Annotated in this window: 19 protein-coding genes and 3 tRNA genes; 16 read left to right on the forward strand and 6 right to left on the reverse strand. The window is 74.9% G+C overall.

Features of this window, described 5'->3' with window-relative positions:
- Window positions 1-19: 19 nt before the first annotated feature.
- The 10 genes from ACI79V_RS15265 to ACI79V_RS15310 all read left to right on the forward strand — a co-directional run bounded on the left by ACI79V_RS15265 (window position 20) and on the right by ACI79V_RS15310 (window position 8,413).
- Window positions 20-832: a fumarylacetoacetate hydrolase family protein gene (locus tag ACI79V_RS15265; RefSeq protein ID WP_456890514.1), complete on the forward strand. Its 813-nt coding sequence runs from the start codon at window positions 20-22 to the stop codon at window positions 830-832.
- On the forward strand, window positions 829-2,298 hold the full coding sequence (gltX, locus tag ACI79V_RS15270; protein WP_456890515.1) for a glutamate--tRNA ligase: 1,470 nt from the start codon (window positions 829-831) through the stop codon (window positions 2,296-2,298). The genes ACI79V_RS15265 and gltX overlap by 4 nt, the downstream gene beginning before the upstream one ends.
- Window positions 2,295-3,548: a CPBP family intramembrane glutamic endopeptidase gene (locus ACI79V_RS15275; RefSeq protein ID WP_456890516.1), complete on the forward strand. Its 1,254-nt coding sequence runs from the start codon at window positions 2,295-2,297 to the stop codon at window positions 3,546-3,548. The genes gltX and ACI79V_RS15275 overlap by 4 nt, the downstream gene beginning before the upstream one ends.
- A gap of 62 nt (window positions 3,549-3,610) precedes the next feature.
- Window positions 3,611-3,682, forward strand: a tRNA-Gln gene (locus tag ACI79V_RS15280).
- A gap of 50 nt (window positions 3,683-3,732) precedes the next feature.
- A tRNA-Glu gene (locus tag ACI79V_RS15285) sits at window positions 3,733-3,805 on the forward strand.
- A gap of 100 nt (window positions 3,806-3,905) precedes the next feature.
- Window positions 3,906-3,978 (forward strand) — tRNA-Glu (locus ACI79V_RS15290).
- A 132-nt stretch (window positions 3,979-4,110) separates the two neighbouring features.
- Window positions 4,111-5,217 carry a galactose-1-phosphate uridylyltransferase gene (gene galT, locus ACI79V_RS15295; RefSeq protein WP_456890517.1) on the forward strand — a complete coding sequence of 369 codons (1,107 nt, stop codon included), beginning with the start codon at window positions 4,111-4,113 and terminating at the stop codon, window positions 5,215-5,217.
- Window positions 5,214-6,377, forward strand: coding sequence for a galactokinase (gene galK, locus ACI79V_RS15300; RefSeq protein ID WP_456890518.1), 1,164 nt, complete (start codon window positions 5,214-5,216; stop codon window positions 6,375-6,377). The genes galT and galK overlap by 4 nt, the downstream gene beginning before the upstream one ends.
- 22 nt (window positions 6,378-6,399) lie before the next feature.
- Window positions 6,400-8,082 (forward strand): sodium:solute symporter family protein, encoded by a 1,683-nt coding sequence (locus ACI79V_RS15305; protein ID WP_456890519.1) that lies wholly within the window; start codon window positions 6,400-6,402, stop codon window positions 8,080-8,082.
- 16 nt (window positions 8,083-8,098) lie between these two features.
- Window positions 8,099-8,413 carry a hypothetical protein gene (locus ACI79V_RS15310; protein ID WP_456890520.1) on the forward strand — a complete coding sequence of 105 codons (315 nt, stop codon included), beginning with the start codon at window positions 8,099-8,101 and terminating at the stop codon, window positions 8,411-8,413.
- Between the two features lie 13 nt (window positions 8,414-8,426).
- On the opposite strand, the gene ACI79V_RS15315 is transcribed toward ACI79V_RS15310, so the two are convergent.
- On the reverse strand, window positions 8,427-8,651 hold the full coding sequence (locus ACI79V_RS15315) for a hypothetical protein (RefSeq protein ID WP_456890521.1): 225 nt from the start codon (window positions 8,649-8,651) through the stop codon (window positions 8,427-8,429).
- A 177-nt stretch (window positions 8,652-8,828) separates the two neighbouring features.
- Between ACI79V_RS15315 and ACI79V_RS15320 the strand changes: the two genes are divergently transcribed.
- Window positions 8,829-9,635: a helix-turn-helix transcriptional regulator gene (locus tag ACI79V_RS15320; protein ID WP_456890522.1), complete on the forward strand. Its 807-nt coding sequence runs from the start codon at window positions 8,829-8,831 to the stop codon at window positions 9,633-9,635.
- Here the strand turns inward: ACI79V_RS15320 and ACI79V_RS15325 are convergent.
- Both ACI79V_RS15325 and ACI79V_RS15330 read right to left on the reverse strand, forming a co-directional pair.
- Window positions 9,616-10,725 carry a sulfite oxidase gene (locus tag ACI79V_RS15325; protein ID WP_456890523.1) on the reverse strand — a complete coding sequence of 370 codons (1,110 nt, stop codon included), beginning with the start codon at window positions 10,723-10,725 and terminating at the stop codon, window positions 9,616-9,618. The genes ACI79V_RS15320 and ACI79V_RS15325 overlap by 20 nt on opposite strands.
- A 42-nt stretch (window positions 10,726-10,767) precedes the next feature.
- Window positions 10,768-11,451 (reverse strand): IclR family transcriptional regulator, encoded by a 684-nt coding sequence (locus ACI79V_RS15330; protein WP_456890524.1) that lies wholly within the window; start codon window positions 11,449-11,451, stop codon window positions 10,768-10,770.
- A gap of 81 nt (window positions 11,452-11,532) precedes the next feature.
- On the opposite strand from ACI79V_RS15330, the gene leuC reads away from it, so the two are divergent.
- Both leuC and leuD read left to right on the forward strand, forming a co-directional pair.
- Entirely contained in the window at window positions 11,533-12,960 is a 1,428-nt protein-coding gene (gene leuC, locus ACI79V_RS15335) for a 3-isopropylmalate dehydratase large subunit (protein WP_456890525.1), read from the forward strand.
- A gap of 1 nt (window position 12,961) precedes the next feature.
- The gene (gene leuD, locus ACI79V_RS15340) at window positions 12,962-13,558 is read left to right on the forward strand and encodes a 3-isopropylmalate dehydratase small subunit (protein WP_456890526.1); all 597 of its coding nucleotides are present in this window, start codon (window positions 12,962-12,964) and stop codon (window positions 13,556-13,558) included.
- Here leuD and ACI79V_RS15345 read toward each other — a convergent pair.
- Genes ACI79V_RS15345 through cofC form a run of 3 tightly spaced genes read right to left on the reverse strand, consistent with a single transcriptional unit; the run spans window position 13,555 to window position 17,272 of the window.
- On the reverse strand, window positions 13,555-14,490 hold the full coding sequence (locus ACI79V_RS15345; RefSeq protein ID WP_456890527.1) for an NUDIX hydrolase: 936 nt from the start codon (window positions 14,488-14,490) through the stop codon (window positions 13,555-13,557). The two genes, leuD and ACI79V_RS15345, sit on opposite strands and share 4 nt — an antisense overlap.
- Window positions 14,480-16,588, reverse strand: a complete 2,109-nt coding sequence (locus ACI79V_RS15350; protein WP_456890528.1) for an RNA degradosome polyphosphate kinase — start codon at window positions 16,586-16,588, stop codon at window positions 14,480-14,482. Before ACI79V_RS15350 ends, ACI79V_RS15345 begins: the two co-directional genes overlap by 11 nt.
- 45 nt (window positions 16,589-16,633) lie before the next feature.
- Window positions 16,634-17,272: a 2-phospho-L-lactate guanylyltransferase gene (cofC, locus tag ACI79V_RS15355; RefSeq protein WP_456875521.1), complete on the reverse strand. Its 639-nt coding sequence runs from the start codon at window positions 17,270-17,272 to the stop codon at window positions 16,634-16,636.
- Window positions 17,273-17,374: 102 nt separating this feature from the next.
- Between cofC and ACI79V_RS15360 the strand changes: the two genes are divergently transcribed.
- The 3 genes from ACI79V_RS15360 to ACI79V_RS15370 are packed head-to-tail and all read left to right on the forward strand — an operon-like array spanning window position 17,375 to window position 20,333.
- Window positions 17,375-18,193, forward strand: a complete 819-nt coding sequence (locus ACI79V_RS15360) for a lysophospholipid acyltransferase family protein (protein WP_456890529.1) — start codon at window positions 17,375-17,377, stop codon at window positions 18,191-18,193.
- A complete protein-coding gene (locus ACI79V_RS15365) occupies window positions 18,190-19,191 on the forward strand; it encodes an NAD(P)H-dependent glycerol-3-phosphate dehydrogenase (protein WP_456890530.1) in 1,002 nt (333 codons plus the stop codon). Before ACI79V_RS15360 ends, ACI79V_RS15365 begins: the two co-directional genes overlap by 4 nt.
- Window positions 19,188-20,333, forward strand: coding sequence for a cystathionine gamma-lyase (locus tag ACI79V_RS15370; RefSeq protein ID WP_456890531.1), 1,146 nt, complete (start codon window positions 19,188-19,190; stop codon window positions 20,331-20,333). Before ACI79V_RS15365 ends, ACI79V_RS15370 begins: the two co-directional genes overlap by 4 nt.
- Window positions 20,334-20,337 lie beyond the last annotated feature (4 nt).

A 20,337-nucleotide genomic window follows, 5' to 3' on the forward strand; every position in this document is an offset into this window, starting at 1 on the left:
GGTCAGTAGCCTCGACGGCGTGCGCATCGTCCGCTTCGCCTCGCCCTCGGGCCTGTCCTTCGGCGTCCTCGACGGCGACGGCCAGGTCGCCCAGATCGAGGGTCACCCGTTCGCCACCCTCTCGTTCACCGGCCGGCGCTTCGCCCAGGCCGACGTCCGGCTGCTCTCCCCGATCCTGCCGAGCAAGGTGGTCTGCGTCGGGAAGAACTACGCCGAGCACGTCCGGGAGATGAACACGGGGGACGCCCCGGAGCGGCCGCTGCTGTTCCTCAAGCCCTCGACGTCGGTGATCGGCCCGGGCGACGCCATCCGCATCCCGGCCGGCAGCACCAACGTGCACCACGAGGTCGAGCTCGCCGTCGTCATCGGCGGCAGCGGCGCCCGCAACCTCACCCCGGAGCAGGTCCCCGGCAGCGTCTTCGGCTACACGATCGGCAACGACGTCACCGAGCGGGACATGCAGAAGGCCGACGGGCAGTGGACCCGGGCCAAGGGCTTCGACTCGTTCTGCCCGCTGGGCCCCTGGATCGAGACCGACCTGCGCGGCCTGGGCAAGGACCCGGCCGACCTGGAGATCACCTGCACCGTCGACGGCGAGCAGCGCCAGGCCGGCCGCACCAGCCAGCTGCTCTTCGACGTCCCGACGCTGGTCTCCTACATCTCCCAGGTCATGACCCTGCTGCCCGGCGACGTCGTCCTCACCGGCACCCCGGCCGGCGTCGGCCCGATCCGGCCCGGCCAGCGGGTCGAGTGCGCGGTCGAGGGGCTGGGCTCGCTGGTCAACGGCGTCAGCGGCGCCGACACCGTCTCCACCGCGGGCGGTGCCCGGTGACGGTCACCCGCTTCTGCCCCTCGCCGACCGGCCTGGTGCACGTCGGCGCCATGCGGACGGCGCTGTTCAACTGGGCGCACGCCCGGCACACCGGCGGCACGTTCGTCTTCCGCATCGAGGACACCGACGCCGCTCGCGACTCCGAGGAGTCCTACCGGCACCTGCTCGACTGCATGCGCTGGCTCGGGCTGGACTGGGACGAGGGCCCCGAGGTCGGCGGCCCGCACGGCCCGTACCGGCAGTCCGAGCGGCACGAGGTGTACCGCGAGGTCGCCGCGAAGCTGCTCGAGGCCGGGCACGCCTACGAGTCCTTCTCCACCAACGAGGAGGTCGACGCGCGGCGCCGGGCGGCCGGGCAGGACCCCAAGCTCGGCTACGACAACGCCGACCGGTTCCTCACCGACGCGCAGAAGGCGGCCTTCCGCGCCGAGGGCCGCGAGCCGGTGCTGCGGCTGCGGATGCCCGACACCGACCTCGCCTGGACCGACCTCGTCCGCGGCGAGGTGCGCTTCGCCGCCGGGTCGGTGCCCGACTTCGTGCTGCTCCGCGGCAACGGCGTGCCGCTCTACCCGTTCACCAACCCCGTCGACGACGCCCTCATGGGCGTCACCGACGTGCTGCGCGGCGAGGACCTGCTGCCCTCCACACCGCGGCAGATCGCGCTGTACCAGGCGCTCACCGACGTCGGCGTCGCCGCCGGGACGCCCCGGTTCGGGCACCTGCCGCTCGTCTTCGGCGAGGGCAACAAGAAGCTGTCCAAGCGCGATCCGCAGTCGAACTTCGACGTCTACCGGGAGCGGGGCTTCCTGCCCGAGGGGCTGGTCAACTACCTGGCGCTGCTGGGCTGGGCCATCGCCGACGACCGCGACGTCTTCAGCCCGCAGGAGATGGTGGCGGCCTTCGACGTCACCCGGGTGAGCGCCAACCCCGCGCGCTTCGACCTGAAGAAGGCCGAGGCGATCAACGCCACCCACGTGCGCGCACTGCCGATCGAGGACTACGTCGCCCGCGTGGTGCCCTTCCTCGCCGGTGCGGGCCTGGTCAGCGACCCGCCGACGCCGGAGCAGGACCGGGTGCTGCGCGCCATCGCACCGATGGCGCAGGAGCGCACGGTGGTCCTCTCCGACGCCGTCGGCCTGCTGGGCTTCCTGTTCACCGAGGACGTCGAGATCGATCCCGCGGCGGCCGCGAAGAACCTGCGCCCGGAGGACGGCGAGGTGCTCGACGCCGCGGCCGCCGCGCTGCGCGACCTGGCGGAGTGGACGACGCCGGGGATCGAGCAGGCGCTCAAGGAGGCGCTGGTCGAGGGTCTGGGCCGCAAGCCGCGCCAGGCGTTCGGGCCGGTGCGGGTGGCGGTCAGCGGCCGCACGGTGTCCCCGCCGCTCTACGAGTCGATCGAGCTGCTCGGCCGGGACCGCACGGTGCGACGCCTCGAGGGCGCCCGCGCGGCCGCCACCGGCGGATGAGCACCCCGCCCGGCGGGTTCCCCGGGGGGCCGTGGCCCGGTGACCCGGGCGAGGAGCCCTACACCGGCCCGCCGCCCACCGGGCCCTACGGGGCGCCGCCGCGGGTGCCCGGGGCACTCGGCGCGGGAGTGCCGCCCTGGGTGGCCCCGGGGCCCGGCGCGCCCGCCGGCCCGGTGCCGTGGCCGCTGGGGCCGGTGCCGCTGCCGCCGGGCCACGCCTGGCCCGCCCCGCCCCCGCCGGGGCCGCACGGTCCGCCGTGGCCCGCGCCGCCGGGCGCGCTCCCGCCCGGGGTCGCGCTGGCGCCGCCGCCGGGCACCCCGCCGCACGACGTGCCGGTGCCCTACCTGCTGGTCATGCGCGCGCGGGACTGGGCGTGGTGGCGGCCGCTGCTGGGGCTGCTGCTGTTCACCGTGGCCTACGCCGTCGCGGCGTTCGTCGTCGTCCTGCTGGTGCTGCTGACCGGCGTCGAGCCCGACCTGCAGCTGCTCGACCTCGTCGACCCGGGCGTGCTGCTCATCACCAACCTCTCGCTCATCGTCGCGATCCCCATCGTCTGGCTGCTGTGGGTGGTCGCCCACGGCATGCGGCCGGGCTGGTCGTCGTCGGTGCTGGCGCGGGTGCGCTGGCGGCTGTTCGTGCCGATGACCGTGCTGGCGCTGGCCACGCTCGGGATCGGGATCGCGCTGTCGGTGGGGCTGGGCTTCGCGTTCGGCGAGACCGAGGTCACCGGCCCGGTCGACGACCTGGCCTGGCTGCTGCTGGTGGTGGTGCTCACCACACCGCTGCAGTCGGCCGCCGAGGAGTACGTGTTCCGCGGCTACCTCAGCCAGGCGATCGCCGGGTGGATGGGCAACCCGCGCACCGGCGCGGTCACCGCCGCGGTGGTCACCGCCGCGCTGTTCTCGCTGGCGCACGCGCCCGGTGACGTCGTCACCTTCCTCGACCGGTTCGTCTTCGGCCTGGCCGCGTCGGCCGTGGTGTGGCTGACCGGCGGCCTGGAGGCGGCGATCGTCCTGCACGCGGTCAACAACGTGCTGGTGTTCCTGCTGGCCGGGACGCTGGGCGACGGCGTCGCCACCGAGGAGGTCCCGGCCGGCGTCGGCCTGGTGTCGCTGCTGCTCACGCTGCTGGCGATGGGTGCCTACGTGACGGCGGTGGCGCGCTCGCGCACGCGGCTGCGCCCGGAGGTGCTCACCGACGCCCGGGACCTGCGCGTGCCGGCCGGCGACCCGCGGGTCCGGGGGTGGTGACACGTGCGTCCGGGAGGTCGGGTATCGTCTTCTCCGGCGCCGCGAGGTGCCGGCCAAGACCTTGGGGTATGGGGTAATTGGCAGCCCGACGGATTCTGGCTCCGTTAGTCTAGGTTCGAGTCCTGGTACCCCAGCGAGGAAGCACCACCTCCTCAGCACCACCTGCACGACAGCACCACCGCACGGCCCCGTCGTCTAGCGGCCCAGGACGCCGCCCTCTCACGGCGGTAGCGAGGGTTCGAATCCCTTCGGGGCTACAGCGCGAGCGAGAGCCCCCGGCCACCCGGCCGGGGGCTCTCGCCGTCTCCGACCCGGCTGCGGCGGCGCGTCCCGGCCGTGGCAGACTGTCCGTCGTCCGGCCCCGTCGTCTAGCGGTCCAGGACGCCGCCCTCTCACGGCGGTAGCGAGGGTTCGAATCCCTTCGGGGCTACAGCGCGGGCGAGAGCCCCTGGCCACCCGGCCGGGGGCTCTCGGCGTTCCCGGCCCCGAGTGGCCCATGATCGCCGGGGGGCATAGCGTTCCCGGGGCCCCTCCTCCTCGGGCCGCGAACGGAGGTCGCAGGGTGATCCGAACCTCTCGCCGGCTGGCCGACGGTCGCGAGATCCTCTACTACGACGCCGACGGCAGCGTCCCCGCCGAGGGGGCCCACGACGCCGAGGACACACGAGACCTCCCGCCGATCAGCACCCGTTCGCAGCTGCGCTGGGACGCGCTGCTCGGGGAGTGGGTGGTGGTCGCCGCCCACCGGCAGACCCGCACGTTCCTGCCGCCGGCCGACCAGTGCCCGCTGGACCCCTCGCGGCCGGGGCGGCCCACCGAGGTCCCTGACAGCGACTACCAGGTCGTCGTCTTCGAGAACCGCTTCCCGTCGCTGGCCACCGCCGTCGACACCGACGTCGAGCCGACCGCGCCCGGCGCCCCGCTGACCGAGCTGCGCCCCGGCTTCGGCCGCACCGAGGTGGTGCTGTTCACCAGCGACCACGACCAGCACTTCGCCGGCCTCGGTCAGGAACGGGCGCGGCTGGTGGTCGACGTGTGGGCCGAGCGCACCGCCGAGCTCGGCGCGCTCGACGGCGTCGAGCAGGTGTTCTGCTTCGAGAACTCCGGCGAGGAGATCGGGGTGACGCTGTCGCACCCGCACGGGCAGATCTACGCCTACCCCTTCGTCACGCCGCGGGTGGAGAAGGTGCTCGCCTCGGTGCGCCGGCACCGGGAGGCCACCGGCGGCGACCTGTTCGCCGAGCTGGTCGAGGCCGAGCGCACCGGCCCCCGCGTGGTGGCGGCCAACGACTCCTGGGTGGCCTTCGTGCCCGCCGCGGCCCGCTGGCCCTACGAGGTGCTGCTGTTCCCCACCCGCCGGGTGCCCGACCTGCCCGCCCTCGACGACGCCGAGCGCGACGACCTCGCCGCCCTGTACCTCGACGTGCTGGGCCGCTTCGCGCACCGCTTCGACACCCCGATGCCCTACATCGCCGCGTGGAACCAGGCGCCGGTGCGGACCGGGCGGGAGGACTGGTGGCTGCACCTGCAGCTGTTCTCGCTGCGCCGCGCACCGGGCAAGCTCAAGTACCTGGCGGGTTCGGAGTCGGGCATGGGCGCCTTCATCACCGACACCAACCCCGAGGACGTCGCCGAGCAGCTGCGCGCCGTGAAGGTGACAGCCGAGTGAGCGGGGTCCCCACCGACGCCGAGGCCGCCGCCCGCGCCGCCGACGCCTTCACCGGCCGCTTCGGCACCGCACCCGAGGGCGTCTGGGCCGCGCCCGGCCGGGTCAACGTCATCGGGGAGCACACCGACTACAACGGCGGGCACGTGCTGCCGGTCGCCCTGCCGCACACCACCCGCGCCGCGGTCGCCCGCCGCGACGACGGCCGGCTGGTGCTCGCCTCCGCCCAGCACCCGGGCGCCGACGCCGACGTGGCGGTCGCCGACCTCACCCCGGGCACCCCCGGCGGTTGGGCCGGCTACCCGGCCGGCGTCGTCGAGCAGGTGCGGGCGTCCGTGCCGGGCGGGCTGAGCCTGTTCGTCGACGGCGACGTGCCGGCCGGTGCCGGGCTGTCCTCCTCGGCCGCGCTCGAGTGCGCGGTCGCCCTGGCGGTGAGCGACCTGTTCGGCCTGGGGCTGCGCCCCGACGACCTGGTCGACGTCGCCCGGCGGGCCGAGAACGACTTCGTCGGCGCGCCCACCGGCATCCTCGACCAGTCGGCGTCGGTGCTGTGCACCGCCGGCCACGCGCTGCACCTCGACACCCGCGACCGCACCTGGCAGCAGGTACCGCTCGACCTGGAGGCCGCCGGCCTCGCGCTGCTCGTCGTCGACTCCGGCACCACCCACGACCACGCCGAGAGCGGCTACGGCGATCGCCGCCGGCAGTGCGAGGAGGCCGCCCGGCGGCTGGGCGTCGAGCTGCTGTGCGACGTGCGCGACGTGGCCGGCCTGGCCGCGCTCGACGACGGCACCGCGGAGGGGGCGGTCCTGCTGCGCCGGGCCCGCCACGTCGTCACCGAGGACGCCCGCGTGGCCGAGGTGGTGGACCTGCTGCGCGGCGGCGCCGACCCGCGCGCCATCGGCCCGGTGCTCACCGCCGGGCACGCCTCGCTGCGCGACGACTTCGAGGTGTCGGTCCCCGAGCTCGACACGGTCGTCGAGGTGGCCCTGGACGCCGGCGCCCACGGCGCCCGGATGGTCGGCGGCGGCTTCGGCGGCAGCGCCGTCGCGCTGGTCGACGCCGGGTCCGTGGACGCCGTCGGCACGGCCGTGGCCGAGCGCGCCGGCGCCCCCCGCTCCTACGCCGTGGTCCCCTCCGCGGGGGCGCGGCGCCTGCTGTGACCGATCCGGACTGGAGGTCCTCGTGGACGACCTGAGACTGGACGCGTCGTTCGTCGACTACCTGCTGGTGGCCGCCTACTTCGCCGTCGTGCTGATGATCGGCTTCGCCGCCCGCAGGCGGGTGTCCGACAGCCTGGACTTCTTCCTCTCCGGCCGGTCGCTGCCGGCGTGGGTCACCGGCCTGGCGTTCATCTCGGCCAACCTGGGCGCGGTCGAGATCGTCGGCATGTCGGCCAACGGCGCTCAGTACGGCATGAGCACCATGCACTACTTCTGGATCGGCGCGGTCCCGGCCATGCTGTTCCTGGGCGTGGTGATGATGCCCTTCTACTACGGGTCGAAGGTCCGCAGCGTCCCGGAGTTCATGCGCCGCCGGTTCGGCACCGGTGCCCACCTGGTCAACGCGCTGAGCTTCGCCATCGCGCAGATCCTCATCGCCGGCATCAACCTCTTCCTGCTGGCCACGATCGTGGAGGCGCTGCTGGGCTGGCCGTTGTGGCTCGCGCTCATCGTCGCGGCCGCGGTGGTGCTCAGCTACATCACCCTCGGCGGGCTGTCGGCGGCCATCTACAACGAGGTCCTGCAGTTCTTCGTCATCGTCGCCGCGCTGCTGCCGCTGACCCTCATCGGCCTGAGCCGCGTCGGCGGCGTCGACGGGCTGATCGACTCCTACAACGACGCGGGCCGCGCCGAGGAGCTCACCTCGTGGCCGGCCACGGACCTGTCGGGCATCGAGAGCCCCGTCCTGTCGGTGATCGGCATCGTCTTCGGCCTCGGGTTCGTGCTGTCGTTCGGCTACTGGACGACGAACTTCGTCGAGGTCCAGCGGGCGATGGCGACCAAGTCGATGTCCGCGGCGCGCAGCACGCCGGTCATCGGGTCCTTCCCGAAGATGTTCGTGCCGTTCATCGTGGTCATCCCCGGCATGATCGCCACGATCCTGGTGCCGGAGGTGGTCGAGGCCCGGGCCACCGCCGACCCGGAGTTCGACTACAACAACTCGATCCTGCTGCTCATCCGCGACACCCTGCCCAACGGTCTGCTCGGCGTGGCCCTGGCCGGGCTCCTGGCGGCGTTCATGGCCGGCATGGCGGCCAACATCTCCGCCTTCAACACCGTCTTCAGCTACGACCTGTGGCAGCAGTACGTGGTGAAGGACCGGCCCGACGGCTACTACCTCGCCATCGGCCGGTGGGCCACCGTCGGCGCCACCGTGGCCGCCATCGGGACGGCGATCATCGCGTCGGGCTACACGAACCTGATGGACTACCTGCAGACGCTGTTCGGCTTCTTCAACGCCCCGCTGTTCGCCACGTTCATCCTCGGCATGTTCTGGAAGCGGATGACGCCGACCGCCGGCTGGGCGGGCCTGGTGTCGGGCACGTTCGCCGCGGTCGCCGTCGCCTTCCTCAGCGAGGACGCGTTCGGCACGGTGTCCCTCGGCGTGCTCCCGCTCAGCGGCCAGGGCGCCAGCTTCGTCGCCGCCAGCGCCGCGTTCGTCGTCGACATCCTCGTGAGCGTGGTGGTCAGCCAGGTGACCGCGCCCAAGCCGGTGGCCCAGCTGGCCGGGCTGGTCTACTCCGAGACGCCCAAGGAGCAGCGCACCGACCCCGACGCGCACCGGCTGCCCTGGTACCAGTCGCCGACCAAGCTGGCCGGGATCGCGCTGGTCATGGTCATCATCCTCAACGTGATCTTCCGCTGACGTCAGGAGCACGGTCATGAGCAGCAGCACCTCCCGCACCGGCGGGTCGCCGCACGCGGCCGGCGCGTTCGACGTCCGCAACGTGATCGCCGTCCTGATCGGCTTCTACGGCGTCGTGCTGGTCGTCATGGGCCTGTTCGCCGACTCGGGGACCGAGCAGGAGAAGACCGGCGACGTCAACGCCAACCTGTGGGCAGGGCTCGCGATGCTGGTCTTCGCCGCCGCGTTCGCGCTGTGGTCGCGGCTGCGACCGATCGTCGTCGAGGCCCCGCCGGACCGGCAGGACCCCGAGGACGACGGCACCGGGCGGACCGCCCCGCACGGGCACTGAGCGGGGCGGCGCCTCAGCAGAACGGCCCGAGCACCAGCGCGGCCCCCAGGTCGCAGGGGTCGTCGGAGGCCGGGGGTGTCTGCGGGACCGGCCGCGGGACGGCGTCGTCGCCGGTGAGCAGCACGGTGACGACGACGGCGGCGGTGACGACCACGGTGGTGGCGAACGCGAGCAGGACGAGCAGGGTGCGGTGGGCGGCGGCCCACGCGGCGGCGGGCCGGCGGACGGCGGTGGTCATGGGGAGGCCTCTCCGGGTGCGGCGGACCGACCCTGGGCTGGGGTTCCCGGGCGGGCGCCCGGGTGCCGACGACGGTGACCGCCGCGGCGGCGCAGGGACATACGCCGCCGGGCGTATCCCCGCCGGGCGGCGCGCCGGTCTACCGTCGTCGGCACCCGGTCGACGTCGGGAGCGGCCATGGGCACCGGCCACCTGCGTGAGGGGGACGCCGACCGCCTGCTCGGGGTGCTGCAGGCCGCCGAGCGCGACGATCCCGGCCCGGCGCTGCCCTGGGTCCTGTTCGAGGGGCTGCTGCGGCTCGTCCCCGGCGACGTCGACGTCAGCTACCAGGTCCACGACCACCGGCGCCGGCAGAGCCTGCTGCTCCAGGGGCTCGAACCCGACGGCACCCGGCACGTCGTGCGGCCCGAGCTCACGCCGGAGCTCAACCCCGAGCACGACCGCTTCTGGCAGCTGTTCTGGTCCTCGATGTGCAGCTGGCCACAGCGCACCGGCGACCTGCGCAGCGTGATCCACAGCGGCGACCTGTTCCCCACCGAGCGCGCCCGGCGGGCCGACCCGATGAGTGCGGAGTGCCTGGCCGACGTCACCGCCGAGTTGATGGTGTCGCTGCCTGCGCCGCCGGGGGAGGCCCGCCGGCTGCTGTTCATGCGAGCCGACGGGACCCCGTTCACCGAGCGGGACCGGCGGCTGCTCGAGCTCGCCCGCCCGCACGTCCAGGAGCTGTTCCTGCTGGGCGAACGGCGGCGGGCCGGAGTGCCCCGGCTGACGCGGCGGGAGTGGGAGGTGCTGGCCATGACCGGTGCCGGGCTGTCCACCGACGACATCGCCGCCGCGCTCTGGATCGCCCGCGGGACGGTGCGCAAGCACGCCGAGCACATCCGCGAGAAGTGCGGGACGCACACGCTGGCCGAGGCGGCCGCGCGGGCGCTCCCGCACGCCCCGCGGCCCACCGTCGACGGGGTCAGCCGTCCAGGACGGTGACCGGCACCCGCTGGACGAGGTTGTTGGCCATGCCCTGGCGGTTCCAGGGCTGCTCGACCGGCTGGGCGCCCTGCTCGTCGGCCGCCCGCACCACCAGCTCGTGGGCGCCGGGGCGGGCGTCCCAGGTGCAGGTCCAGGCCCGCCAGGCGTGGGGGTGCGCGGGGTCGGCGGGGGCGAGGTCGGCCGGCGCCCACGTCACGCCCCCGTCGGTGCTGACCTCCACGCCGGTCACCGGCGCGCGCCCGGACCAGGCCCGCCCGGTGAGGGTCACCGGACCGGGGCGCAGGAACCGCTCGCGGGTCATGAAGTCCGGGAAGCCGGGCGGGGCCAGCAGCGCCCGCGGCGCGATCCGGGTGACCGGCACCCCGGCCTCCTGCGCATCGACCTCCAGCCGGTAGGCGACGGCGTTCTGGAAGCCGTCGAACGGGCGGTCGAGCACCTCGACGCGGGTCAGCCACTTCACGTGCGCCATGCCGTACCAGCCGGGGACCAGCAGCCGCAGCGGAGCGCCGTGCTGCGGCGGCAGCGGAGCGCCGTTCATCGCCCACACCAGCAGGACGTCGGGACGCAGCGCCTCGGGCAGCGGCAGGCCGCGGGTGTAGTCCTGCTCCACCCCGCGCTCGACGCCGTGGTCGGCACCGGTGAAGGCGACGTCGACCGCGCCGGGCGCGACGCCGGCCTCCTCGAGCAGCGGCGCCAGCGGCGTCCCGGTCCACTCGGCGCTGCCGACCGCCTCGAGCAGCCAGGGCTGGCTCACCGGCCGCGGCTCCAGCCGGGCCCGGCCGTTGCCGGCGCACTCCAGCAGGACCCGCGCGGTGACCGCCGGCCGGCGCCGCAGGTCGCCGAGGTCCAGCCGCAGCGGCCGCTCGACCGCGCCGGTGACCTCGAGCGACCAGCCGCCCGGGTCGACGGCGGGGATGTCGTAGTGGGTGAGCACGTAGTGCAGGCCGGGCGGCGTCACGTCGTAGCGCAGCGCCTCCAGCGGCATGCCGTGGTTGCGGGTGGCCAGCGCGAGCTCGTCGAGGCCGATGCCCTCCCCGGTCCCGGCGATGCGGGCGCGGCCGCGGTGGACCGGCTCCGTCGTCGTCATGCCCGGGGAGTGTCCGCCCCATCGGGCCGTCGGTGAACCCCCTCAGGAGGCGGCGCGGGCGATCGCCGCCGCCGTCTCCAGCACCGCGCCGACCACCTCGGGGCTGGGCCGGCGGCCCAGCCGCTCGACCGGGCCGGAGATCGACACCGCGCCCAGCACCGCGCCGGCCGGGTCCCGCACCGGCGCCGACAGCGAGGCCACCCCGGCCTCGCGCTCGGCGACGCTGTGCGCCCACCCGCGACGGCGGACGTCGAGCAGCGTGCGGGCGGTGAAGCTGGCGTTCGGCAGCAGCGGGGTGACCTCCTCGGCCGGCGCGAAGGCCAGCAGCGCGTGCGCCGCCGACCCCGCCGTCATGGGCAGCCGTGCGCCGACCGGGACGGTGTCGCGCAGGCCGTGCGCCCGCTCGGCCACGGCCACGCACACCCGCGAGCCGCCCTCGCGCACGTAGAACTGGGCGCTCTCGCCGCTGGCGTCGCGCAGCGCCACCAGGTGCCGACCGGCCACCTGGGCGAGGTCGACGCTGCCGTGGCTGAGCTCGACCAGCGCCGGGCCCGGCGCCCAGGCGCCCGCCGGTGTCCGCCGCAGCAGCCGGTGGCCCTCCAGCGCGACGGCGAGGCGGTGGGTCGTCGCCCGCGGCAGCCCGGTCCGGCCGACGAGGTCGGCGAGCGAGGCCGGCTCGTGCGCGACGGCGCGGAGGATCGCCACGGCTTTGTCCAACACGGCCACCGGGTTAGGCTGTCCCACACCGCGATACTCCCATCTCACTAAGTGGGATGGCCACCGTGGGACCACCCACCTGGAGGACCCGTGCCGAAGACGCTGGCGGAGAAGGTCTACGACGCGCACGTCGTACGCCGTGCCGAGGGCGAGCCCGACCTGCTCTACATCGACCTGCACCTGGTGCACGAGGTCACCAGCCCGCAGGCCTTCGACGGGCTGCGCGCGGCCGGCCGCCCCGTCCGCCGTCCCGAGCTCACCATGGCCACCGAGGACCACAACGTCCCGACGCTGGACGTGCTCGCGCCGATCGCCGACCCGGTGAGCCGCGCGCAGGTCGAGGCGCTGCGGGCCAACGCCGCGGAGTTCGGCATCCGGCTGGCCCCGATGGGCGACCGCGACCAGGGCATCGTGCACGTCATCGGCCCGCAGCTGGGGCTCACCCAGCCGGGGATGACCATCGTCTGCGGCGACAGCCACACCTCCACCCACGGTGCGTTCGGCGCGCTGGCCTTCGGCATCGGCACCAGCGAGGTCGAGCACGTGCTGGCCACCCAGACGCTGCCGCAGAACCGGCCCCGGCAGATGGCGGTCACCGTCGAGGGTGAGCTGCCCGAAGGTGTCTCGGCGAAGGACGTGATCCTCGCCGTCATCGCCCGGATCGGGACCAACGGCGCCGCCGGCCACGTCATCGAGTACCGCGGCAGCGCCATCCGGGCGCTGTCGATGGAGGCGCGGATGACGATCTGCAACATGTCGATCGAGGCCGGTGCCCGCGCCGGGCTCATCGCCCCCGACGAGACGACGCTGGCCTACCTGCGGGGCCGTCCGCACGCCCCGCAGGGCGCCGACTGGGACGCCGCCGTCGAGCACTGGCGCTCGCTGCACACCGACGAGGGCGCCGTCTTCGACACCGAGGTCGTCATCGACGCCGCGGACCTGGCGCCGTTCGTCACCTGGGGCACCAACCCCGGCCAGGGTCTGCCGATCACCGGCCAGGTGCCCGACCCGGCCTCGTTCGCCGACGACAACGAGCGGCGCGCCGCCGAGCAGGCGCTGGCCTACATGGGCCTGACCCCGGGCACCCCGCTGCGGGAGATCGAGGTGGACACCGTCTTCCTCGGCTCGTGCACCAACGGCCGCATCGAGGACCTGCGGGTCGCCGCCGAGCTGCTGCGCGGCCGGCGCATCGACCCGGACACCCGGATGCTCGTCGTCCCCGGGTCGATCGGGGTCAAGGCGCAGGCCGAGGCCGAGGGCCTGGACCGGGTGTTCACCGAGGCCGGGGCCGAGTGGCGCGGCGCGGGGTGCTCGATGTGCCTGGGCATGAACCCCGACCAGCTGAAGCCGGGGGAGCGCTCGGCCTCGACCAGCAACCGCAACTTCCAGGGCCGGCAGGGCAAGGGCGGGCGCACCCACCTGGTGTCCCCGTCGGTGGCCGCGGCCACCGCGCTCACCGGGCGGCTCACCGCCCCGGCCGACCTGCAGCCCGCCGACCTCACCAGCGCCGGAGTCTGAGATGCAGCCGTTCACCACGCACACCGGCACCGCGGCCCCGCTGCGGCGCAGCGCCGTCGACACCGACCAGATCATCCCGGCCGAGTACCTCAAGCGGATCACCCGCACCGGCTTCGAGGACGGCCTGTTCGTCGCCTGGCGCACCAACGAGCCGGACTTCGTGCTCAACCAGCCGCAGTACGCCGAGGCCTCGATCCTGGTCGCCGGCCCCGACTTCGGCACCGGCTCCTCCCGCGAGCACGCGGTGTGGGCCCTGCTCGACGGCGGCTTCCGGGTGGTGGTCAGCTCGCGGTTCGCCGACATCTTCAAGAACAACTCGACCAAGTCCGGCCTGCTCACCGTCGTCCTCCCGCAGGCCGACGTCGAGGCGCTGTGGCAGGCGGTCGAGGCGGATCCGGCGACCCCGGTCACGGTCGACCTCGAGGCCCGCCGGGTCACCTACGGCGACACGTCGGTGCCGTTCGAGATCGACGACTACACCCGCTGGCGGCTGCTCGAGGGGCTCGACGACGTCGGGCTCACCGAGCGGCACCTGGCCGACGTCGAGGCCTACGAGGCCCGCCGCCCGTCCTGGCTGCCCCGGACGCTGCCCGCCTAGGCGGGGGCGTCGGGGTCGGTGCCGAGGTCGCGGTAGTAGTCGGCCGACACCTGCCCGGGTGGCCCCCCGAGCGCCCAGACGCTGCCCTTGGCCGCGGGCGGGGGCACCTCGGTGCCCCCGAAGCGCACGCCCAGGGACAGCAGCGCCGACGGGATCGCCCCGCCCTGGCTGCACACCACCCGCACGCCCGGGGTGTCGTCGTCCCCGCGCTCCAGCAGCCGGGAGAGCGCGGTCAGCCCTGCCTCCGGGTCGGCGTCGTACTCCTCCTCGCCGACCTCGGGCAGCGGCCGGATCTCCAGCCCGGTCCGCTCGGCGAGCGGTTCGAGCGTCTGCCGGCAGCGCACCCGCTCGGCGCTGTACAGCTCCAGCGGGCCGAACAGCGGCAGCACCGCGGCCAGCTGCGCGGCCTGCCGCCGGCCCTGGGCGTCGAGCGGGCGCTCCTCGTCGGGCCCGTCCCAGTTCTTGCGGCTGCCGGCCTTGGCGTGCCGCACCAGCAGCAGCGACGGCGCCCGCGGGACGTCGTCGCGGGCGAGGTCGATGAGCACCGCACGGTCGTGGGCGTGGGTGACCAGCGCCGCGGCGTCGTCCACCGGCAGCCAGCGCAGCTCGTCGACCTCGTCGCCGGGCTCGAACGTCTTGCCGCCCACCGCCTGCATCAGCCAGTAGTCGACGTGCTTGGGGCCCGCGGCCACCTCGTAGTGGGTGCGCACGCTGCGCCGGCCGGCCACCACCTCCAGCGCGGTCTCCTCGCACACCTCGCGGACCGCGGCGGCCAGCGCGTTCTCCCCGGCGTCGAGCTTGCCCTTGGGCAGCGACCAGTCGTCGTAGCGCGGGCGGTGGACGACGACGGTCTCGATGCCCCCGCCCTCGGCCGGGCGCCACACCGCGCCCCCGGCCGCCGCGACGACGGTCCGCGTCCGCTCAGCCGGCATGCTCGGTCACCGCCTTGACCAGTGCGGCCTGGTAGTCGACCTCGCCGGTGCGGGCCCAGGCGCCGTCGGGACCCAGCTCCCAGCACTGCACGCCCGGTGCCATGGCGGCGTCGAACACCCGCCCGAGCTCGCGCTGCGCGGGGTCGTCGCACACCCGCAGCAGCACCTCCACCCGCCGGTCGAGGTTGCGGTGCATGAGGTCGGCGCTGCCGATCCACCACTCCGGCTCGCCGCCGTTGACGAACGCCATGACCCGCGAGTGCTCCAGGAAGCGGCCGACGACCGAGCGGACCCGCACGTTCTCCGACAGCCCGGGCACGCCGGGGCGCAGGGTGCAGATGCCGCGGATGAACAGCTCCACCGGCACGCCGGCGCGCGAGGCCTCGTAGAGCGCGTCGATGATCCGCTCGTCGACCAGCGAGTTGACCTTGATCCGGATGCCGGCCGGCCGGCCCTGGGCCGCGTGCCGGGCCTCGCGGCGGATCTTCTCGACCAGCCCCGTGCGGATGCCGTGCGGGGCCACCATCAGCTGCCGGTAGGCGGTCTGGCGGGAGTACCCGGTGAGCACGTTGAACAGGTCGGTGAGGTCGGCGCCCACCCGCGGGTCGGCGGTGAGGATGCCCAGGTCCTCGTACAGCCGCGCCGTCTTGGGGTTGTAGTTCCCGGTGCCGATGTGGCAGTAGCGGCGGATCACGCCGCTCTCCCGCCGCACGACCAGCGCCGTCTTGCAGTGCGTCTTCAGGCCCACCAGGCCGTAGACGACGTGGCAGCCGGCCCGCTCCAGCGACCGGGCCCAGCTGATGTTGGCCTCCTCGTCGAACCGCGCCTTGATCTCGACGAGGACGACCACCTGCTTGCCGAGCTCCGCGGCGGTGATCAGCGCGTTGACGATGGGGGAGTCGCCGGAGGTGCGGTAGAGCGTCTGCTTGATCGCCAGCACGTGCGGGTCCTCGGCGGCCTGCTCGATGAAGCGCTGCACGCTGGTGGCGAACGAGTGGTACGGGTGGTGCACCAGGACGTCGCCCTCCCGCAGCGTGGCGAACACGCTCTTGGGCGTCTCGCCCTCCGACAGCCGCGGGTGGGTGGCCGGCACGAACGGCTCGTCCTTGAGCTCCGGACGGTCGATGTCGTACAGCGCCCACAGCGAGGCCAGGTCGAGCAGTCCGGGCACGGTGACGACGTCCTGCGGGCTGACCTCGAGCTCGGAGACGAGGACGTCGAGGATCTGCGGGTCCATCGTCTCGGTGACCTCGAGCCGGACCGCGGGCCCGAACCGGCGGCGGGCGAGCTCGCGCTCGAGGGCCTGCAGGAGGTCCTCGTCGCGGTCCTCCTCGACCTCGAGGTCGGCGTTGCGGGTGACCCGGAACAGGTGGTGGTCGATGACGTCGAGACCCGGGAACAGCTGCGACAGGTGCGCGGCGATGAGGTCCTCGAGCGGCAGGAACGTCGCCTGCGGGTCCGCCGACCCCACCGGCACGAACCGCGGCACGTTGTTGGGCACCTTGAGCCGGGCGAACCGCGGCGCGCCGGTCTCGGGGTCGCGCACCACGACGGCGAGGTTGAGCGACAGGCCGCTGATGTAGGGGAACGGGTGGGCCGGGTCGACCGCCAGCGGGGTGAGCACCGGGAACACCTGGTCGCGGAAGTACTCGCGCAGCCGCCGGGTCTCGGTCTCGGCGAGGTCGTCCCAGTGGACGATCCGGATGCCCTCGGCCTCCAGCCGCGGCGTGACGTCCTGCTCGAAGCACACCGCGTGCCGGTGCACCAGCTCCTGGGTGCGCTCGGTGACCCGGGCCAGCTGCTCGCGGATGGTCAGCCCGTCGGGGGAGCGGACGGTCAGCCCGGTGCTCAGCCGCCGCTTCAGCCCGGCGATGCGCACCATGTAGAACTCGTCGAGGTTGCCCGCGAAGATCGCCAGGAACTTGACCCGCTCGAGCAACGGCAGCGACACGTCCTCCGCCAGCTCGAGCACCCGGGCGTTGAAGTCCAGCCACGACAGCTCGCGGTTGAGGAAGCGGTCGGGCGGCAGGGCCGCGCCGGCCTCCGGCGCGGCGGGGCGCTCGGGCCCGGCGATCGGGGAGGTCGTCTCGGCTACCACGACGTCATCGTGCCCCACGCGGGTGAACGACGAGGGGCGCCGGACTCAGGCCGCCGGCCGGGGCAGCCGCGGGAGCAGGGCCGCCGTCGCCGTCCCGAGGCCGAGCCCCGCGGCCTCGCGCAGGTCGGCCGGGGTGTCGACGTCGCGGCGCAGCCCCGGCCAGTCCCCGGTCAGCGCCCGCGCCCCCGAGGCGGCGTGCGCGGCGGCCGAGCCGCGGCCGAAGCGCGGGTCCAGCGGCACGCCGACCGCGCTGAGCAGCGTCGTGCCGGTCGCGGCCGCGTCGGCGACGAAGCCCCGCGGGACGGCGGCGGCCGCCGCGAGCGCGCCGGCCAGCTCCCCGGGTCGCAGCGCCGGCAGGTCGGAGGAGAGGGCGGCGACGGCGGCCGACCCGGTGGCCCGCGCGCCGTGCGCCAGCGCCGGGTTGAGCCCGCGGTCGGGCTCGTCGGGCACGGTCCGCGCCCCCAGCACCCGCACCGTGGCCGCGGCGCGCTCGTCGTCGGTGACCACCACGACGTCGGTCACCGCCGGGCAGGCCAGCGCCGCCGCGACGGTGTCGGCGAGCAGCGCCAGCACGAGCTCGGCGTGCAGGCCGGGCCCGCCGGCCCGGTCGCCGCCGGTCAGGGGCGCCAGGCGGGTCTTGGCCGCGCCGAGCCGCTTCGCCGGGACGACCAGGGACCACCGCACGGCCCCATGTGAGCACACCGCCGACGACGCGGGACCCCCGGTGCGCACACCGGCCCCGGTCAGGGTCGATCATGGGCCGGTCGTTCCGACGAGGGAGTGGGGATGCCGGTGACCGAGGACCCGAGCCCGGGGACCCCCGCGGTCCCGGGGCAGCCGGCACCGCGGGTGCTGCACGAGCGCGGGCGGCTGCCCTGGTCGCTCCGGCTGGCCGTCGTCGTGGTCTACCCGGTGGCCTCGCTGCTGTTCCGGCTGCGCTACCGGCACGGCGAGCGGCTGCCGCGCACCGGGCCGGTGCTGCTGGTGGTCAACCACGTCTCGGTGCTCGATCCGCTGGCCTGCGCCCGGCTGGTGTACGACAACGGCCGGATCCCGCACTTCCTGGCCAAGGCGGCGGTGTTCAGGGGACTGGCCGGGAGGATCCTGCGCGACGCCGGGCAGATCCCGGTGGCCCGCGGCTCGTCGGAGGCGCGGGGCGCGCTGGCCGCGGCGGCCGCCGACCTCGAGGCGGGCAACGTCGTCGTCATCTACCCGGAGGGGTCGGTGACCCGCGACGCGCAGTGGTGGCCGATGCAGGCCCGCACCGGCGTGGCGCGGCTGGCGCTGACCACCGACGCGGTGGTGCTGCCGGTGGCCCAGTGGGGCCCGCAGCGGGTGCACGACTACCACACCAAGCAGTTGCACCTGCGGCTGCGGACGCCCACGCACTACTCCGTCGGCGAGCCGGTCGACCTGGCGGCGCTGCGCGCTGAGGTCCGCGCCGGGCGCCCGCTGACGCCCGACCTGCTGCGCGAGACGACCGACCTCATCATGGGCCGGGTGCGTGACCTCCTGGCCGACCTCCGCGGCGAGCCCGCGCCGCTCGGCTTCGCCCCCCGCCCGCGCCGGGAGCTGCCCGGCGACGTCCCGGGGAGCGCCGCGTGAGCGGGGTCCGCGCCGCCGTCCTGGGGGCGGGGTCCTGGGGCACGACCTTCGCCAAGGTGCTCGCCGACGCCGGCTGCACGGTCACCCTGCACGCGCGCCGCGCGGAGCTGGCCGCGGCGATCACCGAGACCGGCGAGAACCCCGACTACCTGCCCGGCGTCCGGCTGCCCGGCTCGCTGAAGGCCACCACGGACGCGGCCCGGGCGCTCGACGGCGCCGACGTCGTCGTGCTCGCCGTCCCCTCGCAGTCGCTGCGCGCCAACCTCGGGGAGTGGACGCCGCTGCTGCCGGACGGCGCCACGCTGCTGTCGCTCATGAAGGGCATCGAGCTGGGCAGCACCAAGCGGATGAGCGAGGTCATCTGCGAGGTCACCGGCGCCGGCCCGGACCGGGTGGCGGCGCTGTCGGGCCCCAACCTCGCCCGCGAGATCGCCGAGGAGCAGCCGGCGGCCACCGTGATCGCCTGTCCCGACCCCGAGCGCGCGGCCACCGTGCAGGCCGCCTGCCACACGCCCTACTTCCGGCCCTACACCAACACCGACCTGGTCGGCTGCGAGCTCGGCGGGGCGGTGAAGAACGTCATCGCGCTGGCCTGCGGCATCGCCGAGGGGATGGGCTTCGGCGACAACACCCGCGCCTCGCTGATCACCCGCGGGCTGGCCGAGACCGCCCGGCTGGGCATCGCGCTGGGCGCGGAGCTGACCACCTTCGCCGGGCTGGCCGGTCTCGGTGACCTGGTGGCCACGTGCAGCTCGCCGCTCTCGCGCAACCGCACGTTCGGGGAGAAGCTCGGTCGGGGCCAGTCGCTGGAGGAGGTGCAGGCCACCACCCGCCAGACCGCCGAGGGCGTGAAGAGCTGCCGGCCGGTGCTCGACCTGGCCCGCGCGCACGGGGTCGACGTCCCGCTCACCGAGGCGGTCGTCAAGGTGTGCCACGAGGGCGTCCCCGCCGGGGCGGTGCTGAAGGAGATCATGAGCCGGGAGGCCAAGCCCGAGTGAGCCTCGCCGAGTGGGGGGACGGCACCCGGTCGGTCCGCGCCGGCGAGGCGCCCCCGGTGCCCGGGACGCCGCTGCGTCCCTCGCCGGTGTTCGCGGCGCCCTTCCACCTCGGCGACCTCCCGCCCCGTGCCGGCGGGGCCGACGCCTACGCCCGCACCGAGCACCCCACCTCCCGCGCGTTCGAGGCCGCCGTCGGGGAGCTCGACGGCGGCCGCTGCCTGTCCTTCGCCACCGGCATGGCGGCGATCACCGCGGCGGTGCTGGCGCTGGTCTCGGCCGGGGACCGGCTGGTGCTGCCCTCCGACGGCTACTACACGACCCGGCTGCTCGCCCGCGACGAGCTCGAGCGGCTCGGCATCCGGGTCGAGTACGTGTCCACCCTCGAGATCGCCGACGTCGCCGCCCGCGGTGACCTCGACGGCGCCCGCATGGTGTTCCTCGAGACGCCGAGCAACCCGCAGCTCGACGTGTGCGACGTCGCAGCCGTCGCCCGGGCCACCCGCGCCGCCGGGGCGCTGCTCGCCGTCGACAACACCACCGCCACCCCGCTCGGGCAGCGGCCGCTCGTGCTGGGCGCCGACCTGACCGTCGGCGCCGACACCAAGGCGCTCACCGGGCACAGCGACCTGCTGCTGGGGCACGTCAGCACCTCCTCCGAGGAGGTCCACGACCGGCTCAGGGGCTGGCGCGACCACACCGGGGCCACGGCGGGCGCGTTCGACGCCTGGCTGGGGCACCGGTCGATGAGCACGCTGGACCTGCGGCTGGCCCGCCAGGGCGCCACCGCCGCCGCGGTCGCCGAGGTCCTGGCCGCGCACCCGGCGGTCACCGGCGTCCGGTGGCCCTGGCGCCCCGGGGACCCCTCGTACGCGCTCGCGACGCGGCAGATGCTGCGGCCGGTCGGCGTCGTCTCCGCCGAGCTCGCCGACGAGGCGGCCGTGTCCCGCTTCCTCGCCGCGGCCCGGCTGTGGACGGCGGCGACCAGCTTCGGCGGGGTGCACAGCACGGTCGACCGCCGGGCGCAGTGGGGCGGTGACGCGGTGCCCGGGGGGTTCCTGCGCTTCTCCTGCGGCATCGAGGACACCGCCGACGTCGTCGCCGACCTCACCGCCGCGCTCGACGCCGTCTCGGCCGCCGTCTGACCCG

The sequence above is a fragment of the Geodermatophilus sp. SYSU D00700 genome, from assembly GCF_054050255.1.

What these genes read in the sequence shown, in the direction of transcription:
- ACI79V_RS15275 (WP_456890516.1), top strand. Translation starts at nt 2,295, where the DNA reads ATGAGCACCCCGCCCGGCGGGTTCCCCGGGGGGCCGTGGCCCGGTGAC.
- ACI79V_RS15310 (WP_456890520.1), top strand. Translation starts at nt 8,099, where the DNA reads ATGAGCAGCAGCACCTCCCGCACCGGCGGGTCGCCGCACGCGGCCGGC.
- ACI79V_RS15315 (WP_456890521.1), bottom strand. Translation starts at nt 8,651, where the DNA reads ATGACCACCGCCGTCCGCCGGCCCGCCGCCGCGTGGGCCGCCGCCCAC.
- ACI79V_RS15320 (WP_456890522.1), top strand. Translation starts at nt 8,829, where the DNA reads ATGGGCACCGGCCACCTGCGTGAGGGGGACGCCGACCGCCTGCTCGGG.
- ACI79V_RS15325 (WP_456890523.1), bottom strand. Translation starts at nt 10,725, where the DNA reads ATGACGACGACGGAGCCGGTCCACCGCGGCCGCGCCCGCATCGCCGGG.
- leuD (WP_456890526.1), top strand. Translation starts at nt 12,962, where the DNA reads ATGCAGCCGTTCACCACGCACACCGGCACCGCGGCCCCGCTGCGGCGC.
- ACI79V_RS15345 (WP_456890527.1), bottom strand. Translation starts at nt 14,490, where the DNA reads ATGCCGGCTGAGCGGACGCGGACCGTCGTCGCGGCGGCCGGGGGCGCG.
- ACI79V_RS15360 (WP_456890529.1), top strand. Translation starts at nt 17,375, where the DNA reads ATGCCGGTGACCGAGGACCCGAGCCCGGGGACCCCCGCGGTCCCGGGG.